We start from the raw sequence: 20,825 nt of genomic DNA on the forward strand, positions 1-20,825 counted from the left end.
TGGAGCAACTCCTGTGTATAACGGCGCGCAAACTACCAAGATTCCCAGACCGGCGCCAGTGTTCCGAAGTTCCGCAGGGTGCGGAACAGAGCGGTTGGCTCCGGTGCCAGTGAAGCGAAGGTAGCGCAACCGTTCGTGTCTGTATGTAAAAAATTTTCTGACCGGTTGGTCTGTTTTGGACGCGGGATTTTTCCATTCGCCGTCAGGCGACCTGGCTGAGGCTGCCGATGCAGCGTTGCCAGGCGTCGATGAACTCGTGCAGGCGACCGTGCGGCTGGAATACCTGGCGCCACACGCGAGCCTGGGCGAGGTGGTCGTGCTGGTCGGGCAGCGGCAGTCGCGCGGCTTCCACCAGCGACCAGGCGATGGCCGTGCTGTAGCGCAGGTTCACCGTCAGTTCCAGGTGCGGCGCGGCGAGGAAGGCATGCTGGCTGGCCAGGCCGCGGACCCGGCTGGCGCGCTCCGGGTCCAGCGCCAGGTACTGGTCCCAGAGCTGCTGGTGGCGTTCGCTGGCGATGCGGTACAGGCCGTGGCCACGGCGGTCGTCGAGGGCGCTCCCGAGCGCCGACTGGCAGGCCGCCGCGCCCAGCAGCAGCGCTTCGGCGGCGGGGCTGTGGCAGGACAGGTAGTCCAGGGTCGGGCGTATCACGTGCTGGCAAAGATCGTTGGCGGAAATACCCATGACGGCCTCGCGCAAGGTGGATCGGCGGGGCCGGGCAGTTTGGCAGCTTCTATTCCGATGGCCCCGCCGATAGCGGACTTAGCCGCTTGATTTGAAGTGTAGTGAAACAAGTCAGCTGTAAAGGACTGTTTTTAAATTGTTTCCAGCTTTAGAGAACGGCTGATATGCCCGCTGGAAATTAAACCGGCGCGTCCTTGCTTCGCTTGTGCTGGGCGGCATTCTCAGCCCCTGCGCAGGCTGTAGAGGAAGTCGCGGATGATGGCTTTCACTTCATTGGCCGCTTGCCGCTTGTTGCGTGCATCGCGAAGACTCATCGCGGCCTGGGTAAGGAAGCCGTAGAGCTGGCCGACCAGGGTTTCCCGGCGGTAGTCCTTGAGTTCGCCACTGGCCGCCAGTTCGTCCACCAGGCGCCCGACGTAGCGCAGCGTATGGCGCGAGTCGATGCGTTTCCATCGCTCCCAGCCGACGACCGTGATCACCTCCTGCAGCGACAGTTGCCGCTTGCCGCGCGCCATCACGCTGTCGATGAAGGCCTCGGCCAGCGCGGCGGCCTCCGCCCACTTGTCGACCTGCGCCGGCACCCTGTCCAGGTCCTCGGCGATCGTCCGTACCTGGCGTTCGTAGCATTCGGCGAGCAGTTCCTGCTTGCTGCCGAAGTGGTGGTAGAGCGCACCCTTGGTCACGCGCGCCTCGCGGGCGATGGCGTCGATGGAGACGCCGCCATAGCCATGTTCGATGAAGGCGGAGAGGGCGCTTTCCAGCAGTGCCTCGCGGGTCGCCTCGGCATTTTCCTGCTGCCTGCTCTTGACATTCATACTGTTGCCTTCTTACATACCGTCGGTATGTTCATGCTAGCACGCCTGGCGATCCGTCGAGCATTGCGTCCGTCCCGGCTGCTCGAACCCGCACGGAAAAGGAGAGCGCGAATGAGTACCGCAGTGGAGATCGCCTGCCGTGACGGTGTGCGCCTGGCCGGCGACCACTTCCCGGCCGTCGGCGATGCGCAGGGGAGCATCGTGGTGGCCTGCGCGCTCGGCGTCAGGCGCGCCTTCTACCAGCGCTTCGCCGTCCTGGCCGCGGCTTCCGGCTACGAGGTGCTGTTGTTCAGCTACCGCGGCAGCGAAGGCGACGACCCTGCCGTGGCTAGCTATCGCCTGGCCGACTGGGGACGCGAGGACATCGATGCGGCGCTGGCCTGGTGCCGAGCGCGCGCGCCGGAGCTACCGCGCTATTTCGTCGGCCACAGCATCGGCGCGCAGTTGCTCGGTCTGGCTGGTCAGGCCAGCGGATTGAGCGGCGCCGCGTTCGTCGCCGGTTCGTTTCCGTACTGGAGGCGCTGGCGAGGCAGGCAGCGCTGGCAGATGTTCGGCCTGTTCTGCGTGGCGGTGCCGCTACTGACCGGACTGCTCCGCCGCTTTCCCAGCCGTTTCTTCGGCCTCGGCAGCCTGGATATGCCGAGTCATTTCATGCGCGACTGGGCGCGCTGGGTGCGGCAACCGGACTACCTCCTGGCACCGCGCTTCGAATTGCGGCGGCAGGGTTACGAGGCGCTGGACATCCCCGTCGCCAGCTTCCTGTTCGAGGACGACGACTACGTGCCCTGGGCTGCGGCGGAAAAGCTTCACCAGGTCTATGCCGCGGCGCGCCTGGAGTTGCGTCGCAAGGAGCGGTCGGAGGGAGCGGTCGGGCATTTCGGGCTGTTCCGCAACGAGGCGTTGCAGAAGGAGTTGCTCGACTACTTCAGGAAGCTGCCCGACGCGGCGTAAGCCGCGTCCGAGCGTATGGCGTCAGTCGCCGGTGGCGACCGGGCGGCGCGGGTCGGTGATCCACTCGCTCCACGAGCCGGCGTAGAGGCGCGGAAGCGGGAAGCCGGCGAGGCTCAGGGCGAACAGGTTGTGGCAGGCGGTGACGCCGGAGCCGCAGTAGGCGACCAGCTCGTCCACCGGGCGACCGCGCAACAGGGCGGAGAACCGCTGGTGCAATTGTTCCGGCGGAAGGAAGCGGCCGTCGCTGCCGAGGTTGTCGCTGAAGGCGGCGCACTGGGCACCGGGAATGTGCCCGGCGACCGGATCTATGGGCTCGACTTCGCCACGGAAGCGCGGCTGCGCGCGAGCATCGAGCAGCGCCAGTCCGGGTTGGCCCAGTTGGGCCTGGAGGGTGGCGGCGTCGACCAGCAGCGAGGCATCGGGCTGGCCCTGGAAATCGCCGGGTCGAAGACTGCTTTCGCCATTGGTCAGTGCCAGCCCCGCAGCCTTCCAGGCCGCCAGGCCGCCATCGAGGAGGTAGACCCCGTCGCGCTTGCCCAGCCAATGCAACAGCCACCAGGCGCGGGCGGCGAATGCGCCGGGGCCGTCGTCGTAGAGCACCACCTGGCTATCCTGGCGCAGGCCCCAGGCTTGTAGCTTGAGCGCTAGCTCGGCGGGATCCGGCAGCGGATGGCGACCGGTCACGCCCTTGCGCACGGGAGCGGAAAGATCCCGTTCGAGGTCGGCGAAATGCGCGCCGGGAATGTGGTTCTCCTGATAGACGCGGGCACCGTAGGACGGGTCTTCGAGGGCGAAACGGCAGTCGAGGACCAGCAGGTCGGGTTCGCTGAGGCGGGCGGCCAGTTGTTGCGCGGTCAGCAGTTGGGCGGACGACATCGCGGACTCCTTGGGTCGGGAAGCAAAGCCGGTGGCGGATGGGTGGATCATGCCCCTTGGACCGCGTCGCGTCATCCCGGCGTCGCGCGGCGAGGCGGAGAAATGGCGAAAGGAAAGGGCTGGCTCCAGGCGAGGAAGATTCCTACTCGGTCATCAGCCTCGCCCGGCAGCGAGGTATTTGTCCAGACATGCAGAATCGGCTCGTTCCGAGGTATCCGCTCCTGTGTTCTATCCCTCGGAACGCTTGTCCGATTGGCTTGGCCCGGCGCTTGCGCCGGGCTTTTTTTCGCCTCTGTCCCGACCGCACCGCTTGCCTATCCATCCCGGGCCGCCTGCCGTAATGGTTGGGACCTTGCATGCCTGGCGATGGAGTCTCGAAATGATTGGGTTTTACGACTTGTAAGTTGGGAGTTTTCTTACTTCTAACTCAGGATTTTCAATTTTCTATAAATGCCACACTTCCCGCATCTTCAACTCATCGCTTTCCATCCTGCCATTTGCAAACCCAATGACGCCTCATGCCTTTGCTCGCTGGAATCTTCTGCTTCTGGTCGCTTCCATCTTTGCCGGACTTGTCTTTGCTCCGAGTGCCGATCTTTCCGCCTTGCCCACTCCTGAAGCCCGGAAGTGGGTTCTGGTGGAAGTTCCGTCCGTTGCGGTTGATACGACGGTTGCCGGCAAGTTGGCTGGAATGTCGTGGTGGGGGAGAACCGTGGACGAGGAGCGCGAAGCTGAATCGAAGCGGGTTTCGGTGGGCGTGGATGGAGTGGCGCTAATCAAGGTCGATTGGCTGCTACGCGGCATTGTCCGCGATGAAGGCGGCATCTTCGCCCTTGTTGCCAAAAGCGCCGAGGGGCCTCTGCGGCGTTTTGCGGCGGGCGCCACTCTGCCTGGCGGCGAGCGTCTGGAGAGCATCACTGAACAAGGAATCCGCTTCTCGTTCTCGCAGGACGGGAACACCCAGGGTTTTGAAAGGAAACTGTATGCACCCTTGCCATAGGCCGAGCTTTGCCTTCTTGCGCCACCCGTTGTCCATTGTCGTCTGTCTGGCCCTATTGGCAGGTTGCAGTACTTCCCCATTGCAGTTTCCCGAACCATTGCTCGCGAAGTCGGAAAAAGCCAAGGCAACCGAGGGCGTAGCCCTGGTGAGCGACGACGGAAAGAAAGCTCCGGCATCGTTGGCTGTTCCGAAGACGGAGTTCAGTGGCACGCCCACATCGCCTCGGTCGATCGTAGGCGGTGTAGTCGATCGAATGGACAAGGCGATCCTCGACGACAAGAAGGCTGACATCAGTCTGAACGTGGAGGACGTACAGCTTGCCGCATTCATCAACGAGGTATTCGGCAACATCCTCGGTTTGCCGTTTGAGATCGAAAGCGCTCTGAAGGAAAAGACTGATCGCGTGACCGTTCGTTTGGAACAGCCGCAGACTGCACAGATGGTCTACGAAGTCGCGCGCCAGGTGCTCGTCAACTACGGCGTGGAGATACTCCACCAAGGCGATATCTATCGCTTCCAGATCAAGCAGGTAGGGCTCAGCCCGGACGAGCCGCCCATTCTCATCAGTGGCGAAGCACGGCCTAGTGTGCCGATTGCCTATCGGCCGGTATTTCAATTCGTGGCATTGCACAGCGTCGACCCCAAGGATGTGATTCCCTGGTTGAACAGTGCCTACGAAAAATCCGGCCTGAGCGTGATGGCCGATGGTGCGCGGAGTGGCTTGATGCTCAAGGGCATGTCTTCCATCGTCAGCCAGGCCACCGAAGCCGTCCGCCTTCTCGATCAACCTTTCATGCGTGGACGTCACAGCCTGCGTATCGACCCGGCCTTCGTCAGTGCTGCCGACATGGCCAGTCAACTCAAGAGCGTGATTGCGGCGCAAGGCTACAGCGTCGGTATCGGCGAAGCGGTCGGCAGCATAATGCTGGTACCGCTGGAAAGTTCCAATGGCCTCATCGTCTTCGCCAACGATGGCCAGCTTCTCGACTTGGTGCGCGAGTGGGCGCAGCAGGTCGACAGGGCTCCGATGGCGGTTGCCGCAGGTATCGGCGAGGAGAAGGAAGGGCTGTTCTTCTACGAAGCTCGCAATACCCGTGTCACCGAACTGGCCAAGTCGTTGCGGGCATTGGTATCGGGGTTCGCTGGGGAGGGTGCCTACGGGATCACCTCCGGACTGCAAAGCAGCGCTTCCAAGCGATCTGGCGGTGGCAGGCGCGCTGGAGAAGATGGCGCGGCACCGGCGGTCGCTCCCTTGCTGCAAGCCGCAGGTGCCGCCGCGTTGGTGGGGGGCGACAGTGCTAACGGTTTGCTCGGTGGCTTGGCGGCCGGTATCAGCGGCAGCGGCACCATAGTAGAGGACGAGAATCGAAACGCCATCTTGTTCCGAGGAGCGGCGCGTACCTGGCAGCAGATGCAGGGCTTGCTCCGGGAAATGGACAAGCCGGCCCGCCAGGTATTGATCGAGGTGACGGTGGCCAGCGTAAGTCTCAGCGACACCCAGGAGTTGGGCGTGGAGTGGGAGATGCTCAACGGCAGTTTCAATAGCGCGACCTCGACCGGAAGCAAGGGCAGCGCCGGGAAAGGAGGCTTCAACTACGTCATCAACACCGCCGGAGGCAATACCGCAGCCATCCAGGCAATGGCGGACAATCAACGAGTCCGGGTACTCGCCACTCCCCGTATCTTGGTCAAGAGCGGCGAGCAGGCCAACATCAATGTCGGTCGGGATATTCCTATCCCAACGGCTCAGGTCAACGACGACAGCACCACTGCTGGAAGCACCAACCTGCGCAATGAAATTGCCTACCGCTCTACCGGCACAATTTTGAATGTCGCCCCCGTAGTCTACTCGGATAGTCGGGTCGATCTTACGGTCAGCCAGGAGTTGAGCGACAGTGGCGGTTCTTCCGGCGGCGGTGGCAAGGCCAGTGGCGGAGGAATCAGCGCTCCGGAGATTTCCAGGACGTCGCTGGAAACATCGCTTACGTTGAAAAGCGGTGGGTCGGTGCTGATGGGGGGGCTGATTCGGGACAACATAACGGACTCCAACGCTGGCGTGCCTCTCCTGAAGGACATTCCCGGGATCGGTTTCCTCTTCGGACGCCAGAAAGCCGTGAAGACCCGTGAAGAAGTCATCATGTTGATCCAGCCTTACGTGCTGGAAAGTGATGCCGATGCCAGGGAAGTGACGGAAAAGCTGCGCGCCATGCTGAGCAAGACACTGGCCTGCTCCGATAGACCGGGCGCCTGCCGTATGGAATGAGGTCGGTCACCTGCAACACTCATCTAGACGACTCTCGTCGTGGTCCCCGATAGGCCTGGAACTTTCCGGGCCGTATCCATCCATAAGAATCTATTGCGAATCTTCTTTCTAAATGCTCAGAAGTAGCCTTTTACTTCTGGGTATAAGCCAGTTTTTAGAAGCGTTTGTCCGTGATCGCTTGGATATTCTTAAGAATTTTCTCTATTTTACGGTTTTTGTTTTTACCTTCTTCCGTAGGAAAATTCATTTATTAAATAGGAAGAGGTGAAAACGCACTTTTTGCTATTGCTGAGGTGCTTTGGCAATTATATAAAGCCATCCGTTGGTGCCTGTGTGGCCACTTCAGGTAGTGGCTGGGCGTCAATTCGATCGGTGTCACCGGAATGATTGGAAGTATTCATGGTGTCAGGCCTTTCGATGTGTTGGTTGATTACCGATACATGATCATTAGCGTGTCGTCCAAAGATGGACACTTGACTGGAATGCTCAATATAAACGCTTCAAGGAGTTATTTTCTCATGCTCAAAAGAACACTACTCAGCGCCGCTGTAGCTTCGGCACTGTTTGCTGGAGTCGCGAACGCTGCCGGAGTGGTTGCTATTGCCACAAGCCCCACTCTGGAGGCGAACTCGCCTGGTGCAACCGAGCAGTACGGACCAGGACAGGCCAACTATGTCGTCGGCAAGAGTGTGGAAAATGGTGCCAACCTCGATAGCAAGGCGGCCAACATCACCCTGGCTCAGGAGATTTTCGGCAACAAGTCCGAAGAAACTACCTTTGACCTGCCCAGCGTTACCTACACCATCGATCCAGTGAAGGCTGGAAATGCCGCTGCGGGCCACACCATCAAGCTGACCCTTGGTCGTACCGTCGTGCGCTTCGCCAAGGCCGTGACCGCCAACCAGATCAAGATCGGCGCCCTGGCTGCGGGTAGCGGCTTCGTCATCACCAGCGGCACTGGCGCCACCGACAACACGCTTGAGCTGCGCCTCGACCAGGCGGGTGCCGACATGATCAAGCAGACCGCGACCGGCGGCAACGTGGTGTTCTTCAACTTCCGCGAGCCGAGCAGCCAGGACAGCCAGCCTGCCAAGGTCACCAACATGCGCGCTCCGCTTCAGGGCGATGCCACCTTCGTGGCTGGATCCTGGAATCCGAAAGTGAGCCTGCAGAACGACCCGCTGAACGAATTGCGTTTCCAGGTCACGGTTTCCGCACAGTTCGATACCACCACTGGCGCCGATGCTGGCAACCCTGCGAATAACGACTCTGCACCGCCCCTGACCATTTTCACTTCGCTGCCCGCGGTTTACTGGGATGTTCTCAACACCAACCAGTATGGGCAGAATCGCGTCCTGCATCCGTTGAACCTGAACAATCAGGATCGCTCCTTCGATACCACGGTGTCCGTCGGTGGCGATAACACCGATTATTATGGTGCCAACTATGCGCGTCTGGGCGCCGTACGGCTCGGCATCAATACGGATGTGCTCAACGAGGCGGGTCGAACCGTGTTTGGTTTCGCCGGTGGCGACAAGGTGACCAGCACCCTGTCGGGTAACTTCAACGGGATCAGCGACATTGGCCTGACCACCGGGAACTGCTCCGCCTTTGCCGCCAATCCGGGGTCTGCCGCCAAGCTCTGGAATTCTGCCGCCATCGAAGGTGTAGTGGATGCGCAGGGCAACGGTACTTTGCCGGTATCGTTCGACAACTCGAATATCAACCAGACCTACAACGTCTGCGTGAAGGCTTCCGGCACCGTGCCGATGCAGGCGCTGCAACGTTTCGATGTGGGTGATCTGAAGGTCGACTTCGAGAACGTACGCTATGTCGACCGTACCATTGCAGGCAACCGTCTCGACGAGTTCTGGAAGAACAGTTGCGTCGCCAGTCTGTTCAATCTGCCTGGCTCCAATGTTTCCGACCAGTTCTTCATTCGTCTGACCAACACCAGCGACGATGGTCGGGACGGCAAGGTGCGCGGGGTACTGTTCGACCAGAACGGTAAGCGTTATCCGGCGACTGGCAGCACCTACCTGACCGACTCGAGTGGGAAGACTGCCCTGAAAGCGCACGAAACCGGTGTGTACACCGTAACCGAAGTAGCCAAGGCCTTCGGTATCGACGGTACCAACTGGAACGGTGCCAACGGTCGCGCACGTCTGGTCCTGGAAGGCGAGTTCCCAACTTGCGAGGCGCTCGGCCTGATCCGCTCTGCCAATGGCACCATCACCAACATGACCTCCACCACCCAAGGCAACTTCAACGAAGATGGCTCGTCCACCTCGGAGAACCACAAGGCTGGTAACAACCGCAACTAAGTCACTTTAGCTGCAGGCCAAAGGAGGCGATCTTCTCGATCGCCTCCTTTTCCACTGGGTAAGTAGAAAGAGAGTGCGTTACAGACGGGCTCGATGGGAGTTCTTACCCCTGAAAACCCAGCTCTGTACGTATCAAGGTGAGGCGAGATGCGCGTATTGGTCACAGGAGGTGCAGGATTCATTGGCTCTCATGTGTTGGTCGAACTCTTAGGCCAAGGCGCCAAGGTTGTGGTTCTGGATAATCTTGTCAACGGTTCTTCGGAATCTCTAAAGCGAGTGGAAAGAATAACCGGGCATCCGGTTGGCTTCGTACTGGGAGATGTTAGAGACAGTCTTCTTGTTGAGCGCCTGCTGATCGGTGAGAAGGTTGATGCGGTCATTCATCTGGCAGGGTTGAAAGCTGTTGGAGAAAGCGTTGATGACCCGCTGGAGTATTACGAGAGCAACGTTCAGGGAACTATTTCGCTGCTACGCGCCATGCAGAGGGTCGGGGTATTCAAGATTGTCTTCAGTTCTTCCGCAACGATCTATCAGATGCCTGGCACCTTGCCTATATCCGAGAGTTCGAAAGTGGGAGGCGTGGCCAGTCCCTATGGCCGGACAAAACTGACTGCCGAGCATATGCTCGATGACCTGGCTCGCTCCGATGCGCGTTGGTCCATCGCGGTGCTCAGATACTTCAATCCCATCGGTGCTCATGAAAGCGGCCTCATCGGTGAGGACCCATGCGGTACCCCAAACAATCTTCTGCCCTATATCGCCCAGGTTGCAGTCGGACGTTTGAGTCGGTTGACGGTACATGGCGGCGACTATCCGACTATCGACGGGACGGGAGTCCGGGACTACATCCATGTTTGCGACCTGGCAGCAGGACATACCAGGGCGCTCGAATACCTGGGGCAGGGGCACGGCTACCACGTCTGGAATCTTGGGACGGGCACCGGCTATTCGGTCTTGCAGGTCATCGAAGCTTTCGAGCGAGTCTCTGGCAGGCGCATTCCCTTTACGGTGTCCGGTCGCCGCCCAGGCGATGTGGCCGAGTGCTGGGCGGATGTTTCCAAGGCGGAGCGAGAGTTGGGCTGGAAGGCGGGGCTGGGCCTCGAATGCATGATTGCGGATGCTTGGCGCTGGCAGGTTTCCAATCCGAGTGGGTATTCATGAATCACGCCGCTGTTGTCGATGGGTTGCCTTTTAGCAACCTTGCGCTGATCTCCAATCAGGCTTTTTCAATCTACAATTTTCGTGGCGATTTCATTCGAGAGGTCGTACGTCGAGGAGCGAAGGTCTACGCTTTCGCTCCAGACTATGACGAGGTGACAAGCCGTCAAGTTTCGGAGCTTGGAGCAATTCCGGTTTCCTACAGCTTGAAACGTGCGGGCATGAATCCCTTTCAGGAGTTGCACGCGCTCCTGAGCCTGATCTGCAAGCTGCGGGCGCTGAAGATCGATGCCGTGTTCAGTTACTTTATAAAGCCCGTTATCTACGGTGGTATCGCGGCTTTTTTGACGGGTGTCAGATTACGCTATTCGATGATCGAAGGCGCTGGTTTCATCTATTCGGAAGAAGGCTATACCCATTTTCTACGGAAGCTGCTTAGGCATGTCGTGACCTGTTCGATCAGGTTGGTCCTTCGGTTCTCGTCTCGTGTATTTCTGCTCAATCAGGATGACTATGACCTGTTTGTGAGCCCTCGGCTGGCCAAGACGGGACGTGCCTTGATATTGCCGGGTATAGGCGTCGATCTTGATTATTTTGCCGCGAGTTCTCCCGTGTTGCGGCCTATTACTTTCGTGTTTGTCGCTCGTCTTCTCAAGGAGAAAGGTATCTATGATTTTGTGGAAGCCGCGAGAATCGTTAGAAAACGTAGTCCGCTCGCGCGTTTTCTGGTCTTGGGAGGCGTCGACAGTAATCCAGGAAAGGTTTCACGGGAGGAAATGAACCAGTGGGTAGCCGAAGGCTTGTTGGAGTGGCCTGGCCATGTGCATGACATCAAGGCATGGGTGGTCAATACAAGTGTATTCGTGCTGCCATCCTATTATAGAGAAGGTGTGCCGAGAAGTAGTCAGGAGGCCATGTCCCTGGGGAAGCCTGTGATAACGACTGACTGGACGGGATGTCGTGAAACGGTACTGGATGGTGTCAATGGGTTTCTGGTACCGATCAAGAGTCCGCAGAGTCTAGCCGCGGCAATGTTGAAGTTCATCGAGTCGCCTTCGCTCATCGCACGTATGGGAGAAGCCAGTAGATCGTTGGCGGAACAGCGCTATGACGTTTTCAGGATAAACAATACGATGCTTTCTGCGTTGTAGGGATCTGGCTGTGAGTTGTATGAATGGTAAGGCGCCGGTACTTGCGGCCGTAGATATAAGCAAGGGTTTTAGAGTCTACAGGGCTCCTCATCAAAGGATGTTGCAGGCCATCTGGGGTGAGAGAAAGAAGTTTTATTCGGAATTCTGGGCTCTGCGGAATGTGAGTTTCCAGGTTTTTCCTGGGGAGGTGGTTGGAGTAATCGGCTGCAACGGCTCCGGGAAGTCCACCTTGCTGCAGATACTTGCGGGTACCTTGCGCCCTACGAGTGGACAGGTGGTTCGCCCAGAAAGGGTAGCGGCATTGTTGGAGCTGGGGGCCGGTTTCAACATGGAGTACACCGGCAGGGAAAACATAATCTTCAATGCCATGCTTCTTGGACTGGGCGAGCAGGAGATTTCTGAACGCCTCGACGAGATAATCCAGTTTGCCGATATCGGTGAGTTCATCGATCGTCCGGTTCGAACATATTCGAGCGGTATGTTCGTGCGTTTGGCTTTCTCCATTGCGGCATATGTCGATGCCGATGTGCTGATCGTGGACGAGGCCCTGGCGGTAGGTGACGCCGCGTTTCAGTTCAAATGCCTGAACCGGCTTGAAGAACTGCTGCTGAAAGGCATCACCATCCTGCTGGTCTCCCACGATATACAGTTGATCAAGAGTTATTGTAGTCGAGCGATCTATCTATCCAAAGGTAGAGTGATATTCAATGGCGACTGTGAAACAGCCACGGAACTCTATCTGCGGGACAGTATAGAGACACAGCGGGCGGAAGTCCGCTCAGGAAGCCTGATCGCTTCTGGCGAACACGGGAACTCGGTAATTGCATATGGAAATGGGCAGGGCAGGTTTCTATCCATCCGCATGGGTGTACTTGACGAAGCCCGGGATTACTTCGATTCGGGTGAACGTGTCTGGGTCGAGGTACTTGTGCAATTTGACCTACCCGTCCCGGAGCACCCAAAGATCACCCTGACTATCCGTGACCAGCGCGGTTACAACCTCTATGGCATAAACAATTTATTGCAGGGCAAGGCTCTGAATGTCGAGCCTGACGGGCGCTTGAGAACACGTATCAGCTTCGACTGCGACTTGCAGGCCGGCGAATACGCCTTGACGTTTCGTCTGGAGAACTCTTTGTCGGAGTCCGTTTGCGAACTCATGGATAAACAGGTCAATGCAGCGATATTCAGGGTCTTCAATTCGCCCAAGTGCTTCGATGCAGTGGTGAATCTGCATGGAGCATTCGAGCCGGTTTCGTTCTGCTGCGAGACCCGGGCTACCCAATGAAGTCATCGTCTTTGACCATGGTATTCGTCGTCCACGCCGGCGAGCTGGAAATCAAGTCTGCCGTGTTGGCGGCTTCTCTACGCAAATGCTTTGGCTTTTCCATGGATATCATTGCCGCATGTCCATCGGGAAAGGCTGACTGGGGTGTGCCAAGCGATGCATCCCGGCGCTTATATGAGCGTTTGGGCATTCCTCTTTTGCCTATGGATAGTCCTTTCGGGCCAGAGTATCCAATAGGCAACAAGTTTTCGGCGTTGGCGCTGGGGCCGGCTGTTGGGCATACGTTGTTTCTCGACAGTGACATGATCTGTGTCGATGCATTCGAAGCTGACATGCTTTGTCGTTTCGACGCGGCACTCAAACCTGCCGATATGGCATTGGTGGCAAAACAGAACGATTACTGGCAACGCATATACGCCCATGCGGGATTGGCATTGCCTGGAGATCGGGTAGTGACCACTTGTTCCGGGGAAGCGATGCCTGCGTACTATAACGCTGGCTTTATCCTGGTACGTGATGCCAGGCGTTTCGCCGAAGTCTGGTACAGGCTCGCCGAACGCGTCCATGCGGACCCGCTGATCATCAACAAGATGCCCTGGCTGGACCAGCTGACGCTACCCGTCGCTCTGCACGCGTTGAACTACAAGACGAGAGCGCTCAGCGAACGGTTCAACTATCCGCTTCATATCAAGCCGCTATCCGCTGCGTCCCTACCGCCCTTCTTCTGCCACTACCATTCTCTCGACACACTTGTCCGCGAGCGTTCGCTATGGGCCGAACTGGACGAACTGGGCAAGCGTTTCCCTGAGCTGCGCGAAGTGCTTGCGCTGGATGCCAACTGGAAGAAAGCAATCCTGGCTCCTGCGCCTCGGCTGGCTTTCTCGGAAGGTGATTCCACCGGCACTGTCGAGGCCGGACAGGACCTGGTGATCACCGGGATTCCCCGGAGCGGAACCAGCCATCTATGCCGTCTGCTCTCCCAGCAGCCCGACACCGTGGTGCTCAATGAACCTCCTCAGGTATTCGAAGCGCTGAAACTCTCGCCTCTTCCTTGGGGACTGCCACGCTACTACGCAGAGTTACGTCGCGACATCCTGGCGGGCAGGCCCGTGCCGAACAAGCATGTGAATGGCCGCCTGGTCGACGACACTGCCAGGGGCAACGATCAGTCCAGCGACTATTTCGCTGAGGTGCGGGGGGCTTCGTTTCACCTGGGAACGAAGAACACGCTTGCCTATATCGCCCGGCTGCCCCTGATCCGCAAGGTCATGCCGACGGCGTTGCTGATCGCAACCATCCGTCATCCCTACGACACCCTGAACTCCTGGGCGAACACCTTCGAGCACCTGCGCCAGGCTGCCGTCGAACGCCAGCCGTTCGGATGTCCCGATGACCTGGCCCTCACGGGATGGCAGCGCAAGGCACTGCTGGCCATTGCCGATACCGACCACCTAGCTGTCCGGCGTGCTCTGTGGTGGCGTTACCTGGCACTGCAACTGGAGGACGCCGGGGATTACGTCCAGTTGTTGCGCTGCGAGGACTTCGTCGAGGCGCCGCAAACGACCTTGGCCGCTCTGCGAAACAACCGCCCCTTGCCTTTCGACGAGCCTGTGGCATGGAGCAAGGGGCTGGCGCCGGACGAGCAGGAGCTGGTTGCCAACATAGTCTGCGACGTTGCCGAGCGATTCCACTACGTCTTGTAGAACCGGGAGAACCCTTATGCTGGATATCAGTTTAATCATGAATTTCCATGCGGAAGACGTGCTGGCGCATTGGAGCCTGCTGGGTTTTCAACGCATGCGTGAATTCGCGTCGCACCATGGGGTTTCCGTGCAGTTGGTGGCGGTGCTCGACCGCGCCTCGCAAACGACTCGGCGAATCGTCAGGCAGCATCCGGTCCTGCGCGAGGGCGACAAGGTCCTTCAGGTCGAGCATGGCGATCTCGGGCTTTCCCGGAACGCCGGGATCGATAGCGCGGATGCGTCCACGGTGGGGGTGTTGGATGGCGACGACTACTGCTCGGCGAACTGGTTGGTCGAAGCCCTGCAGGTGGTATCCGAGAAGGGCAATGGCGTCGTGGTCCATCCCGAGTACACGGTGAGCCATGGAGCCTGCCATTTGCTGGGGCGTTCGGTAGATCAACTGAGCGAAGACTATCCCGTGGAAAGTTGCTTCAAGCATCACCCATGGGTTTCCGTTGCCGTAGCCGAGAAAGCCGTATTCCAGGAGCTTCCATACCTGGAGACCCGAGTGGGGAAATCCGGCTTCGGTTATGAAGATTGGCATTGGAATCTCGAGGTGATTGCGTCCGGTCGGAAGCACACCCTGGCTAGCGGCACCTGCCTGTTCTATCGCCGCAAGGAAGCATCGATGCTGGCCGCCATGGGCGCGCTGAACGCAGTGGTTCGCCCCGGACGATTCTTCGATGGACGGTGTTTCGATCACTAGCCGGCTTCTCTGGGGCCGGGGAGGCACATGCCTGCCGCGGCAGCCCCGCATCGATGAGCCGAGCATCCAGCACTTCTACCAAGTGGAACTTTCCTGATGAGCCTGAACGGCAGACTGAAAGCTCGTGCGGCCAGCTTCGCTCGCACAGCCTATCCACCTATTCTTGGATCGTTGCGGCGGGTGCTCTCCGAGCGCCAACTACAACGCTTCATACTGGTCTGCGACCGTTTGAAGGGCTGGTTGCTCAAGGAGGCAGTCGTCGTACCGTCACCCTCTCCGATGGCGCTGCCGCCATGGATAGTCGACGAAATGAAGGCGTTGGCCCGGATCGAGCCTGCCCTGTATCCCTCGGCGGCGAAGCTGCGCGTTTTCACTTCCTGGAAGGCTCCGATAGATAACGGACCGGCGCAACTGTACCGGGGATGTCTGGCGGACTTCATCGAATATGCGCCGGATATGGTCTTCCTCGTCCCGCATTTGCAGCGCGGTGGCGCTGACCTGGGAATCCTGCATCATGTGCGGTTATGCGCCGAGATGGGCGTGAAGGTGACGGTAGTGGTCACGCGGGATGTGGTGTCTCCCTGGCTCAACCGGCTTCCGGCGGAGGTTCGGGTGGTGGAGTTCGGACGCCTGGGCAATCTGCTCGGTGAGGAGGACCGGCGGCTGGTACTGCTGCGCCTTTTGCTGCAATGTCCTGCCAGGAGTATCCACATCATCAACTCGCAACTGGCCTGGGAACTGCTCGAGCGGCATGGCAAGACGTTGATGTTCGAGGGGAAGCGGATTTACGCCAGCGTCTTTTGCGACGACCTGGACGGCAATGCGATTCGCTGCGGCTATGCCAGCGAGTTCCTCCCACGGTCCTGGATGCACCTGGCGGGCCTGCTTTCGGATAACCGGACCTTCCTCCAACAGATTCACGAGCGGGACGGCATTCCGCCGGAGCTTATGCATGGGCTCTACTTTCCCGCCAGCGACCATGCAGAGGCGATTCCGACCGCAGGCTCGACGATTCTTTGGGCCAGCCGTATCTCGCCGCAGAAAAGGCCGGGCCTGCTCTACGAGATTGCCCTGGCGCTTCCCGAATACCTGTTCGAAGTCCATGGCGAGGTCGATCCTGCTTGCAGGGGAGAAACCCAGAGGAAGCTGCGACGCCTGCCGAATGTCAGGCTTCATGGGCGTTACGACTCCTTCCAGGCCCTGGCTCGGCAGGGGCGATATGCGATGTTGCTGTATACCTCTCGCTATGACGGCTTGCCGAACATCCTGCTCGAAGCCACTGCCGCAGGGCTGCCCATAGTCGCCCCCGACGTTGGGGGTATCGCTGAGTTCCTGAATACCGAAACGGGCTATCTGGTCGGCGCTGACGCCGATGCCGGCGAGTTCGCAAGGGCAATCAGGAGTGCGCTGGGCAATCCCGTGGAGACGGCGAGACGGGTGAAACGCGCCCGCGAGTTGCTGACGCGACGTCATGGCTGGGCCGCATTCAGGGATGCGGCCAGGAAGATACCCGGCTACCTGCCTGGGGGCGTGCGGCCTGAGCAAGAGGTTTCCATGGAAACCGAACCGGTGTCCAGGTGAAGGGCGTGAGGTCGGCCCATTTTCTGCAACGTCTGCTATTTTCCCTACCGCCTGCTTTTCGTTCGTGGCTGGGAGAGAAGGGAAGGCTCCTGGTCCATCTTGTCCTCGATATCGGTTCGGCCTCGGCGCTCCGGCAGGATTCCGGGCACGCCACTCCGTGGGATCCGCAGAAGCCCCTGCTGAGCGTGGTCATTCCCTGCTTCAACCATGGGAGGTATTTGAGGCGCGCGCTTGATAGCCTGGCTCGGCAGAGCTTCCAGGACTTCGAGATCATTCTGGTCGACGATGGTTCTGATGACCCTTCGACCCTGGGCCTCCTCGAGGCTCTCCAGGAGCCCGGCATGACGCTCCTGCGCCAGCCCAATCGTGGGCCATCCGCAGCGCGGAATGCCGGTGTGGCGCGGGCGAGGGGGCGTTATATCTGTTGCCTGGATGCGGATGACTGGCTGGCGTCCACCTATTTGGAAAAGTGCCTGGTCTTGCTGGAGGGAAACTCTGGCGTCCGCCTGGCGTACAGCTGGGTCCAGGTGGTGGGAGAGGAGCATCGGCTGCATCGTTCCGCCGGCTTTCATCCCGGACTGTTGCGTTACTTCAATCCGTTCTGTGTCTCTGCGATCTTTCATCGCGATGACTGGCTGGCGGTAGGCGGTTTCGACGAAGCCAGGCAGGCGCAGTTCGAGGATTGGGATTTCTGGATCGCCCTGGTCGGATGTGGGGTGCGAGGCAGGCTGATCAGGGAACCCCTGTTGTTCTATCACCGCCAGGTCGGCTCCAGACTGGAGACCGGCAAACGTCATGCCTTGAGTTCTTACAAGCGCATGCGGACTCGCCATCCTCGCTTCTATCGAGGGAGTCCATTTCTTCGAGCGCAGCGGCAAGGCTATTACGACTGCTGGGCATATCCTCCTCTGCTCAACCTCTCCCGCGCCGACCAATACAACGCCGTCATATCCGATGCGGTAGCCGTGGTGGCCGACGGGCCGCTCACCGAGGACTGGAACGCATGGCGTCGACAATTCGATGAGCTGCCAGCGTCCTCGACGGTTTTCGTCATTGCCGGTGGGTGCCGGAAACTCCCGGGCTGGCTGCTGGAGAGGGCGAGCGCCATCTACTGGCTGGACGACCTGCTGCACGAGCGGCAATGGTCGGCTTTCATCGATAACTTCAGGCGGACCCGCGGAATCTCCAAGGTGTTTTCCGTGGGCAGGACGGCGTGGTGAAGGTTCTTTCGCGAGGTCCCGTCGCCGATGCCGTGCCGTTGCTGTCCATCCTCACGGCCTGCGATTGCAGCGTGGAGGAACTCGAACGAATCGCCGCATTTCTCGAGACGCAGACGCTGAAACGCTGGCGCTGGCTTCATTGCCCAGGAGTGGACAGTGACTGTCTGCCGGTAGAGGGGATGGCGGTACTGTACTTGCCGCGAGCACCGGCAGCCCTGAGGGCGACTGCTCTGGAAGAGGCGATCTGGTTCCTGCTGTCCCGACCGACCCTGCCGTGGGTCGAACTCCGCGAAGATGCGCGACGCGGCGACCTCTTCGTCAGTCACAGGTCGTTGCCCGAGGGCCGTATTGGCGCAAGGCTGAACGGGCGCAGGCAGCCTTGCTCGTCGGCCATGCTGGCGCCGGGGGGCTTGCCTAATGCCCCGGGAAAGCGCCTGTTACTGCTGGCGCCCTGGCTTGAACCAGGCGGAGCGGATCGTTGCAATCTGGATATGCTTCGAGCCTTGGCCCGGGAGGGCTGGATGCTGACGGTGGTCGCCAGCCTGGCGGCCGAGCATCGGTGGCGGGATCGTTTTACCGCGCTCACTGCGGATGTCTGGGTGCTTCCGGACTTTCTGGCTGCCGAGAAAGCTTGCGCCTTCCTTGCCTATCTGGTGGACAGTCGACAACCCGACCTGATGCTGCTTTCCAACTCTGCATTCGCCTATGACGTGCTGGGGTACGTCCGGACCCGCTACCCGGGCTTGCCCGTGGTCGACCTCAATCATATGGAGGAGGGCTGGGACGATGGCGGCCATCCGGGTAGAGCCGCTCGATGCACTGCCTTGCTGGACAGGCACTGGGTCGTATCCGGGCACCTGCGCCACTGGCTGCTCGACCGTGGCGTCGAGGCGAGCAAGGTCGAGGTGTTGCACTGGTTCGCCGATGTGGACTCGTGGAAACCCGACAGCCTGACGCGCGCGAAGGTCCGGGCGCGCCTGGGAATAGCTCCGCAGTGCGTAGTGATCGCCTATGCGGGGCGGCTCTGCGCGCAGAAGCGACCGGAGCTGTTTGCCGCCAGCCTTGGCGAGTTGGCGCGCCGTGGTAGTGATTTCGTCGCGTTGGTACTGGGCGATGGCGAGCTGGCAGGGGAGCTGCGGAACGACCTCCGGCGCCATGGCTTGGCCGGGCGGGTGCGGATGCTGGGCTGGCAGGACGAGGCTGCGTTGCGCGAGTTGTTCCAGGCCTCCGATATATTTTTCCTGCCATCGGCCGGCGAGGGTATCGCACTGGTTCTCTACGAGGCGATGGCGTGCGGAATGGCCATAGTCGCAGCCGATGTCGGCGGTCACGCAGAACTGGTCTCTGCCCACTGCGGCTTCCTTGTTCCGCGGCGCGATGCCGAACGAGAGGCCAGGGATTACGCCGCTAGGCTCGAGAGCCTCATGCGCGAACCGGAAATGCTGAGGCGGATGGGGCAGAACTCCGCACGCCGCATCCGCGAAGAATTCACCTTGTCTCTTTTCGAGCGGCGTTTGCGGGAGTTGCTGGAACGCGTGCCGGTTTCGACTCCATGCGGCGTTTGCACGGATAGTCCGGTGCCTGCCCTGGGGGCGGCCAGGCTGTCCATGCAATGGGCGTCCTACCGACTGGCAAACGGATTGCGCTGCCGGCTGGATATCCAGAAGCACGGCCGTTTTTCAAGATTCCTGGAGCGATGCGCGAAGGGGGTGTTCTTCTTGCGCACATTCGGGGCGAAGGCGCTTTGGCAAAAGATCAGGAAGCACTGAATGAATAGGGAGGTTTCATCCATGACGCCCAGGGTGGTGGTGATTCTCGGCATGCATCGCTCCGGTACGAGCGTACTTTCCGCCGGACTCGAGGCGCTCGGGGTCGAGTTTGGCGAGAATCTGATCCCACCCAGGCCGGACAACCCCAAGGGATACTGGGAAGATGCCCGCCTGGTGGCTTTCAATGACAGAGTCCTGTCCCTGTGTGGGTTTTCGTCGGGCGACGTCGGGTTGTCCAGTCGCCGGGTGCTGGGCGTCGAGCGATTCGAAGAGATCGTCCAGCAGGCCATGGCGCTTTTGACTGAGCTACTGGCAGGCAAGGCGCTGCTGGGTATCAAGGATCCGCGTATGCCGCGTCTGATGCCGATCTGGCAAGCCGCGTTCGATGCATTGGGGCTATGGGTCGACTATGTCATTGCGGCTCGCCATCCTCTTAGCGTCGCGGAGTCTCTTGCTGCCCGTGACCACTTGAGTCGGGAAAAGAGCCTGATGCTCTGGTACGAACATTCCTGTCGCTCGATGCAGTGGGCGCTCCACAAGGGGGCCGTGGTGGTCGACTACGATCGATTGCTGGCTCTGCCGCGACAGGAACTGGGCCGTATTGGCCATCGACTTTCCTTGCCGGTGGACGAGTCGGCTTGCGCCCGCTTCGTCGGTGATGTCCTGGATGTCGCATTGCGTCATTCATCCCATGATGCGAGCGCGTTGGCTGCCGCAGCGGGAAGCTTTCAGGCGCTGCTCGAGGTGCATGAGGCACTGCAGCAGCTTGCCGTGGACCGGTTCGACATCGAAGGGTGGAAGGGCCTGGAGCGGGAATTCAGCAGAACGATGCCGTTGCTGGAGTACGTGGGGGAGCTGGACAGGCAACTCTGGCAATCGGCTTCGTCCCACAACGAGAGCATGACGCGGTTCAGCGAGCAGGTGGCTGACCTGGCCATGAGCTGTACCGCACAGAGGCAACTGAACGATGGACTGAGAGATCGCTTGCTTGAGGCCGGTGCTCGGATCGAACAGAACGAACGAGCCATGCGGGAACTTTCTCGGCGATTGTCGGCGTGTCGCGAAGAGCTTGCTTCCGCTCAGCGCAATCTCGCCGAAACGGACAACTTGCTACGGCGCACGCAGGTAGATCGCGATGATACTCACGCCCGTTTGATGGCTATATTGGACAGTCGCTTCTGGCGTTTCACGAAACCCTTGCGAAACCTGTCCCGTCTGTTCGGCAGCGAGACGGGGTGTCCCTGAGCGCAAGCTGGAAGTGCTGCTGCGGACGGTTCGTGTCTCCAGGCCCAGTCATCT

Annotated in this window: 16 protein-coding genes; 13 read left to right on the forward strand and 3 right to left on the reverse strand. The window is 59.8% G+C overall.

Going from position 1 to position 20,825, the window contains the following annotated elements:
* Positions 1–202: 202 nt before the first annotated feature.
* Positions 203–682 carry a hypothetical protein gene (locus AC4OR5_RS13315; protein WP_003082640.1) on the reverse strand — a complete coding sequence of 160 codons (480 nt, stop codon included), beginning with the start codon at positions 680–682 and terminating at the stop codon, positions 203–205.
* A 221-nt stretch (positions 683–903) separates the two neighbouring features.
* Positions 904–1,497: a TetR family transcriptional regulator gene (locus AC4OR5_RS13320; protein ID WP_058160499.1), complete on the reverse strand. Its 594-nt coding sequence runs from the start codon at positions 1,495–1,497 to the stop codon at positions 904–906.
* Positions 1,498–1,608: 111 nt separating this feature from the next.
* Between AC4OR5_RS13320 and AC4OR5_RS13325 the strand changes: the two genes are divergently transcribed.
* On the forward strand, positions 1,609–2,448 hold the full coding sequence (locus AC4OR5_RS13325) for an alpha/beta hydrolase family protein (RefSeq protein WP_058160498.1): 840 nt from the start codon (positions 1,609–1,611) through the stop codon (positions 2,446–2,448).
* 21 nt (positions 2,449–2,469) lie between these two features.
* Here AC4OR5_RS13325 and AC4OR5_RS13330 read toward each other — a convergent pair whose 3' ends face one another.
* Positions 2,470–3,324 (reverse strand): sulfurtransferase, encoded by an 855-nt coding sequence (locus AC4OR5_RS13330; protein WP_058160497.1) that lies wholly within the window; start codon positions 3,322–3,324, stop codon positions 2,470–2,472.
* A gap of 508 nt (positions 3,325–3,832) precedes the next feature.
* Between AC4OR5_RS13330 and AC4OR5_RS13335 the strand changes: the two genes are divergently transcribed.
* The 12 genes from AC4OR5_RS13335 (at position 3,833) to AC4OR5_RS13390 (ending at position 20,771) form a co-directional block, all read left to right on the forward strand.
* Positions 3,833–4,324 carry a hypothetical protein gene (locus tag AC4OR5_RS13335; RefSeq protein ID WP_023980797.1) on the forward strand — a complete coding sequence of 164 codons (492 nt, stop codon included), beginning with the start codon at positions 3,833–3,835 and terminating at the stop codon, positions 4,322–4,324.
* Entirely contained in the window at positions 4,308–6,587 is a 2,280-nt protein-coding gene (locus AC4OR5_RS13340; RefSeq protein ID WP_058160496.1) for a type II secretion system protein GspD, read from the forward strand. The genes AC4OR5_RS13335 and AC4OR5_RS13340 overlap by 17 nt, the downstream gene beginning before the upstream one ends.
* A 518-nt stretch (positions 6,588–7,105) precedes the next feature.
* Positions 7,106–8,911 carry a hypothetical protein gene (locus AC4OR5_RS13345; RefSeq protein WP_010895559.1) on the forward strand — a complete coding sequence of 602 codons (1,806 nt, stop codon included), beginning with the start codon at positions 7,106–7,108 and terminating at the stop codon, positions 8,909–8,911.
* A gap of 147 nt (positions 8,912–9,058) precedes the next feature.
* On the forward strand, positions 9,059–10,072 hold the full coding sequence (galE, locus tag AC4OR5_RS13350; RefSeq protein ID WP_023875586.1) for a UDP-glucose 4-epimerase GalE: 1,014 nt from the start codon (positions 9,059–9,061) through the stop codon (positions 10,070–10,072).
* Between the two features lie 23 nt (positions 10,073–10,095).
* Positions 10,096–11,220: a glycosyltransferase family 4 protein gene (locus AC4OR5_RS13355; protein ID WP_003133305.1), complete on the forward strand. Its 1,125-nt coding sequence runs from the start codon at positions 10,096–10,098 to the stop codon at positions 11,218–11,220.
* Between the two features lie 19 nt (positions 11,221–11,239).
* On the forward strand, positions 11,240–12,508 hold the full coding sequence (locus tag AC4OR5_RS13360; RefSeq protein WP_071536193.1) for an ABC transporter ATP-binding protein: 1,269 nt from the start codon (positions 11,240–11,242) through the stop codon (positions 12,506–12,508).
* A 17-nt stretch (positions 12,509–12,525) separates the two neighbouring features.
* Positions 12,526–14,211, forward strand: a complete 1,686-nt coding sequence (locus tag AC4OR5_RS13365) for a GT-B fold glycosyltransferase domain-containing protein (protein ID WP_488986529.1) — start codon at positions 12,526–12,528, stop codon at positions 14,209–14,211.
* A gap of 16 nt (positions 14,212–14,227) precedes the next feature.
* Positions 14,228–14,956, forward strand: coding sequence for a glycosyltransferase family A protein (locus AC4OR5_RS13370; RefSeq protein ID WP_016253654.1), 729 nt, complete (start codon positions 14,228–14,230; stop codon positions 14,954–14,956).
* 96 nt (positions 14,957–15,052) lie between these two features.
* The gene (locus AC4OR5_RS13375) at positions 15,053–16,537 is read left to right on the forward strand and encodes a glycosyltransferase family 4 protein (protein ID WP_016253653.1); all 1,485 of its coding nucleotides are present in this window, start codon (positions 15,053–15,055) and stop codon (positions 16,535–16,537) included.
* A 5-nt stretch (positions 16,538–16,542) separates the two neighbouring features.
* A complete protein-coding gene (locus tag AC4OR5_RS13380) occupies positions 16,543–17,757 on the forward strand; it encodes a glycosyltransferase family 2 protein (protein ID WP_191634670.1) in 1,215 nt (404 codons plus the stop codon).
* Positions 17,754–19,526 carry a glycosyltransferase family 4 protein gene (locus AC4OR5_RS13385; RefSeq protein ID WP_191634672.1) on the forward strand — a complete coding sequence of 591 codons (1,773 nt, stop codon included), beginning with the start codon at positions 17,754–17,756 and terminating at the stop codon, positions 19,524–19,526. The genes AC4OR5_RS13380 and AC4OR5_RS13385 overlap by 4 nt, the downstream gene beginning before the upstream one ends.
* Positions 19,527–20,771, forward strand: coding sequence for a sulfotransferase family protein (locus AC4OR5_RS13390; protein ID WP_058160553.1), 1,245 nt, complete (start codon positions 19,527–19,529; stop codon positions 20,769–20,771).
* Positions 20,772–20,825: the final 54 nt, after the last annotated feature.

Source organism: Pseudomonas sp. YA1 (genome assembly GCF_058680555.1).

What these genes read in the sequence shown, in the direction of transcription:
- AC4OR5_RS13315 (WP_003082640.1), bottom strand. Translation starts at nt 682, where the DNA reads ATGGGTATTTCCGCCAACGATCTTTGCCAGCACGTGATACGCCCGACC.
- AC4OR5_RS13320 (WP_058160499.1), bottom strand. Translation starts at nt 1,497, where the DNA reads ATGAATGTCAAGAGCAGGCAGCAGGAAAATGCCGAGGCGACCCGCGAG.
- AC4OR5_RS13325 (WP_058160498.1), top strand. Translation starts at nt 1,609, where the DNA reads ATGAGTACCGCAGTGGAGATCGCCTGCCGTGACGGTGTGCGCCTGGCC.
- AC4OR5_RS13330 (WP_058160497.1), bottom strand. Translation starts at nt 3,324, where the DNA reads ATGTCGTCCGCCCAACTGCTGACCGCGCAACAACTGGCCGCCCGCCTC.
- AC4OR5_RS13335 (WP_023980797.1), top strand. Translation starts at nt 3,833, where the DNA reads ATGACGCCTCATGCCTTTGCTCGCTGGAATCTTCTGCTTCTGGTCGCT.
- AC4OR5_RS13340 (WP_058160496.1), top strand. Translation starts at nt 4,308, where the DNA reads ATGCACCCTTGCCATAGGCCGAGCTTTGCCTTCTTGCGCCACCCGTTG.
- AC4OR5_RS13345 (WP_010895559.1), top strand. Translation starts at nt 7,106, where the DNA reads ATGCTCAAAAGAACACTACTCAGCGCCGCTGTAGCTTCGGCACTGTTT.
- galE (WP_023875586.1), top strand. Translation starts at nt 9,059, where the DNA reads ATGCGCGTATTGGTCACAGGAGGTGCAGGATTCATTGGCTCTCATGTG.
- AC4OR5_RS13360 (WP_071536193.1), top strand. Translation starts at nt 11,240, where the DNA reads ATGAATGGTAAGGCGCCGGTACTTGCGGCCGTAGATATAAGCAAGGGT.
- AC4OR5_RS13365 (WP_488986529.1), top strand. Translation starts at nt 12,526, where the DNA reads ATGGTATTCGTCGTCCACGCCGGCGAGCTGGAAATCAAGTCTGCCGTG.
- AC4OR5_RS13370 (WP_016253654.1), top strand. Translation starts at nt 14,228, where the DNA reads ATGCTGGATATCAGTTTAATCATGAATTTCCATGCGGAAGACGTGCTG.
- AC4OR5_RS13375 (WP_016253653.1), top strand. Translation starts at nt 15,053, where the DNA reads ATGAGCCTGAACGGCAGACTGAAAGCTCGTGCGGCCAGCTTCGCTCGC.
- AC4OR5_RS13390 (WP_058160553.1), top strand. Translation starts at nt 19,527, where the DNA reads ATGAATAGGGAGGTTTCATCCATGACGCCCAGGGTGGTGGTGATTCTC.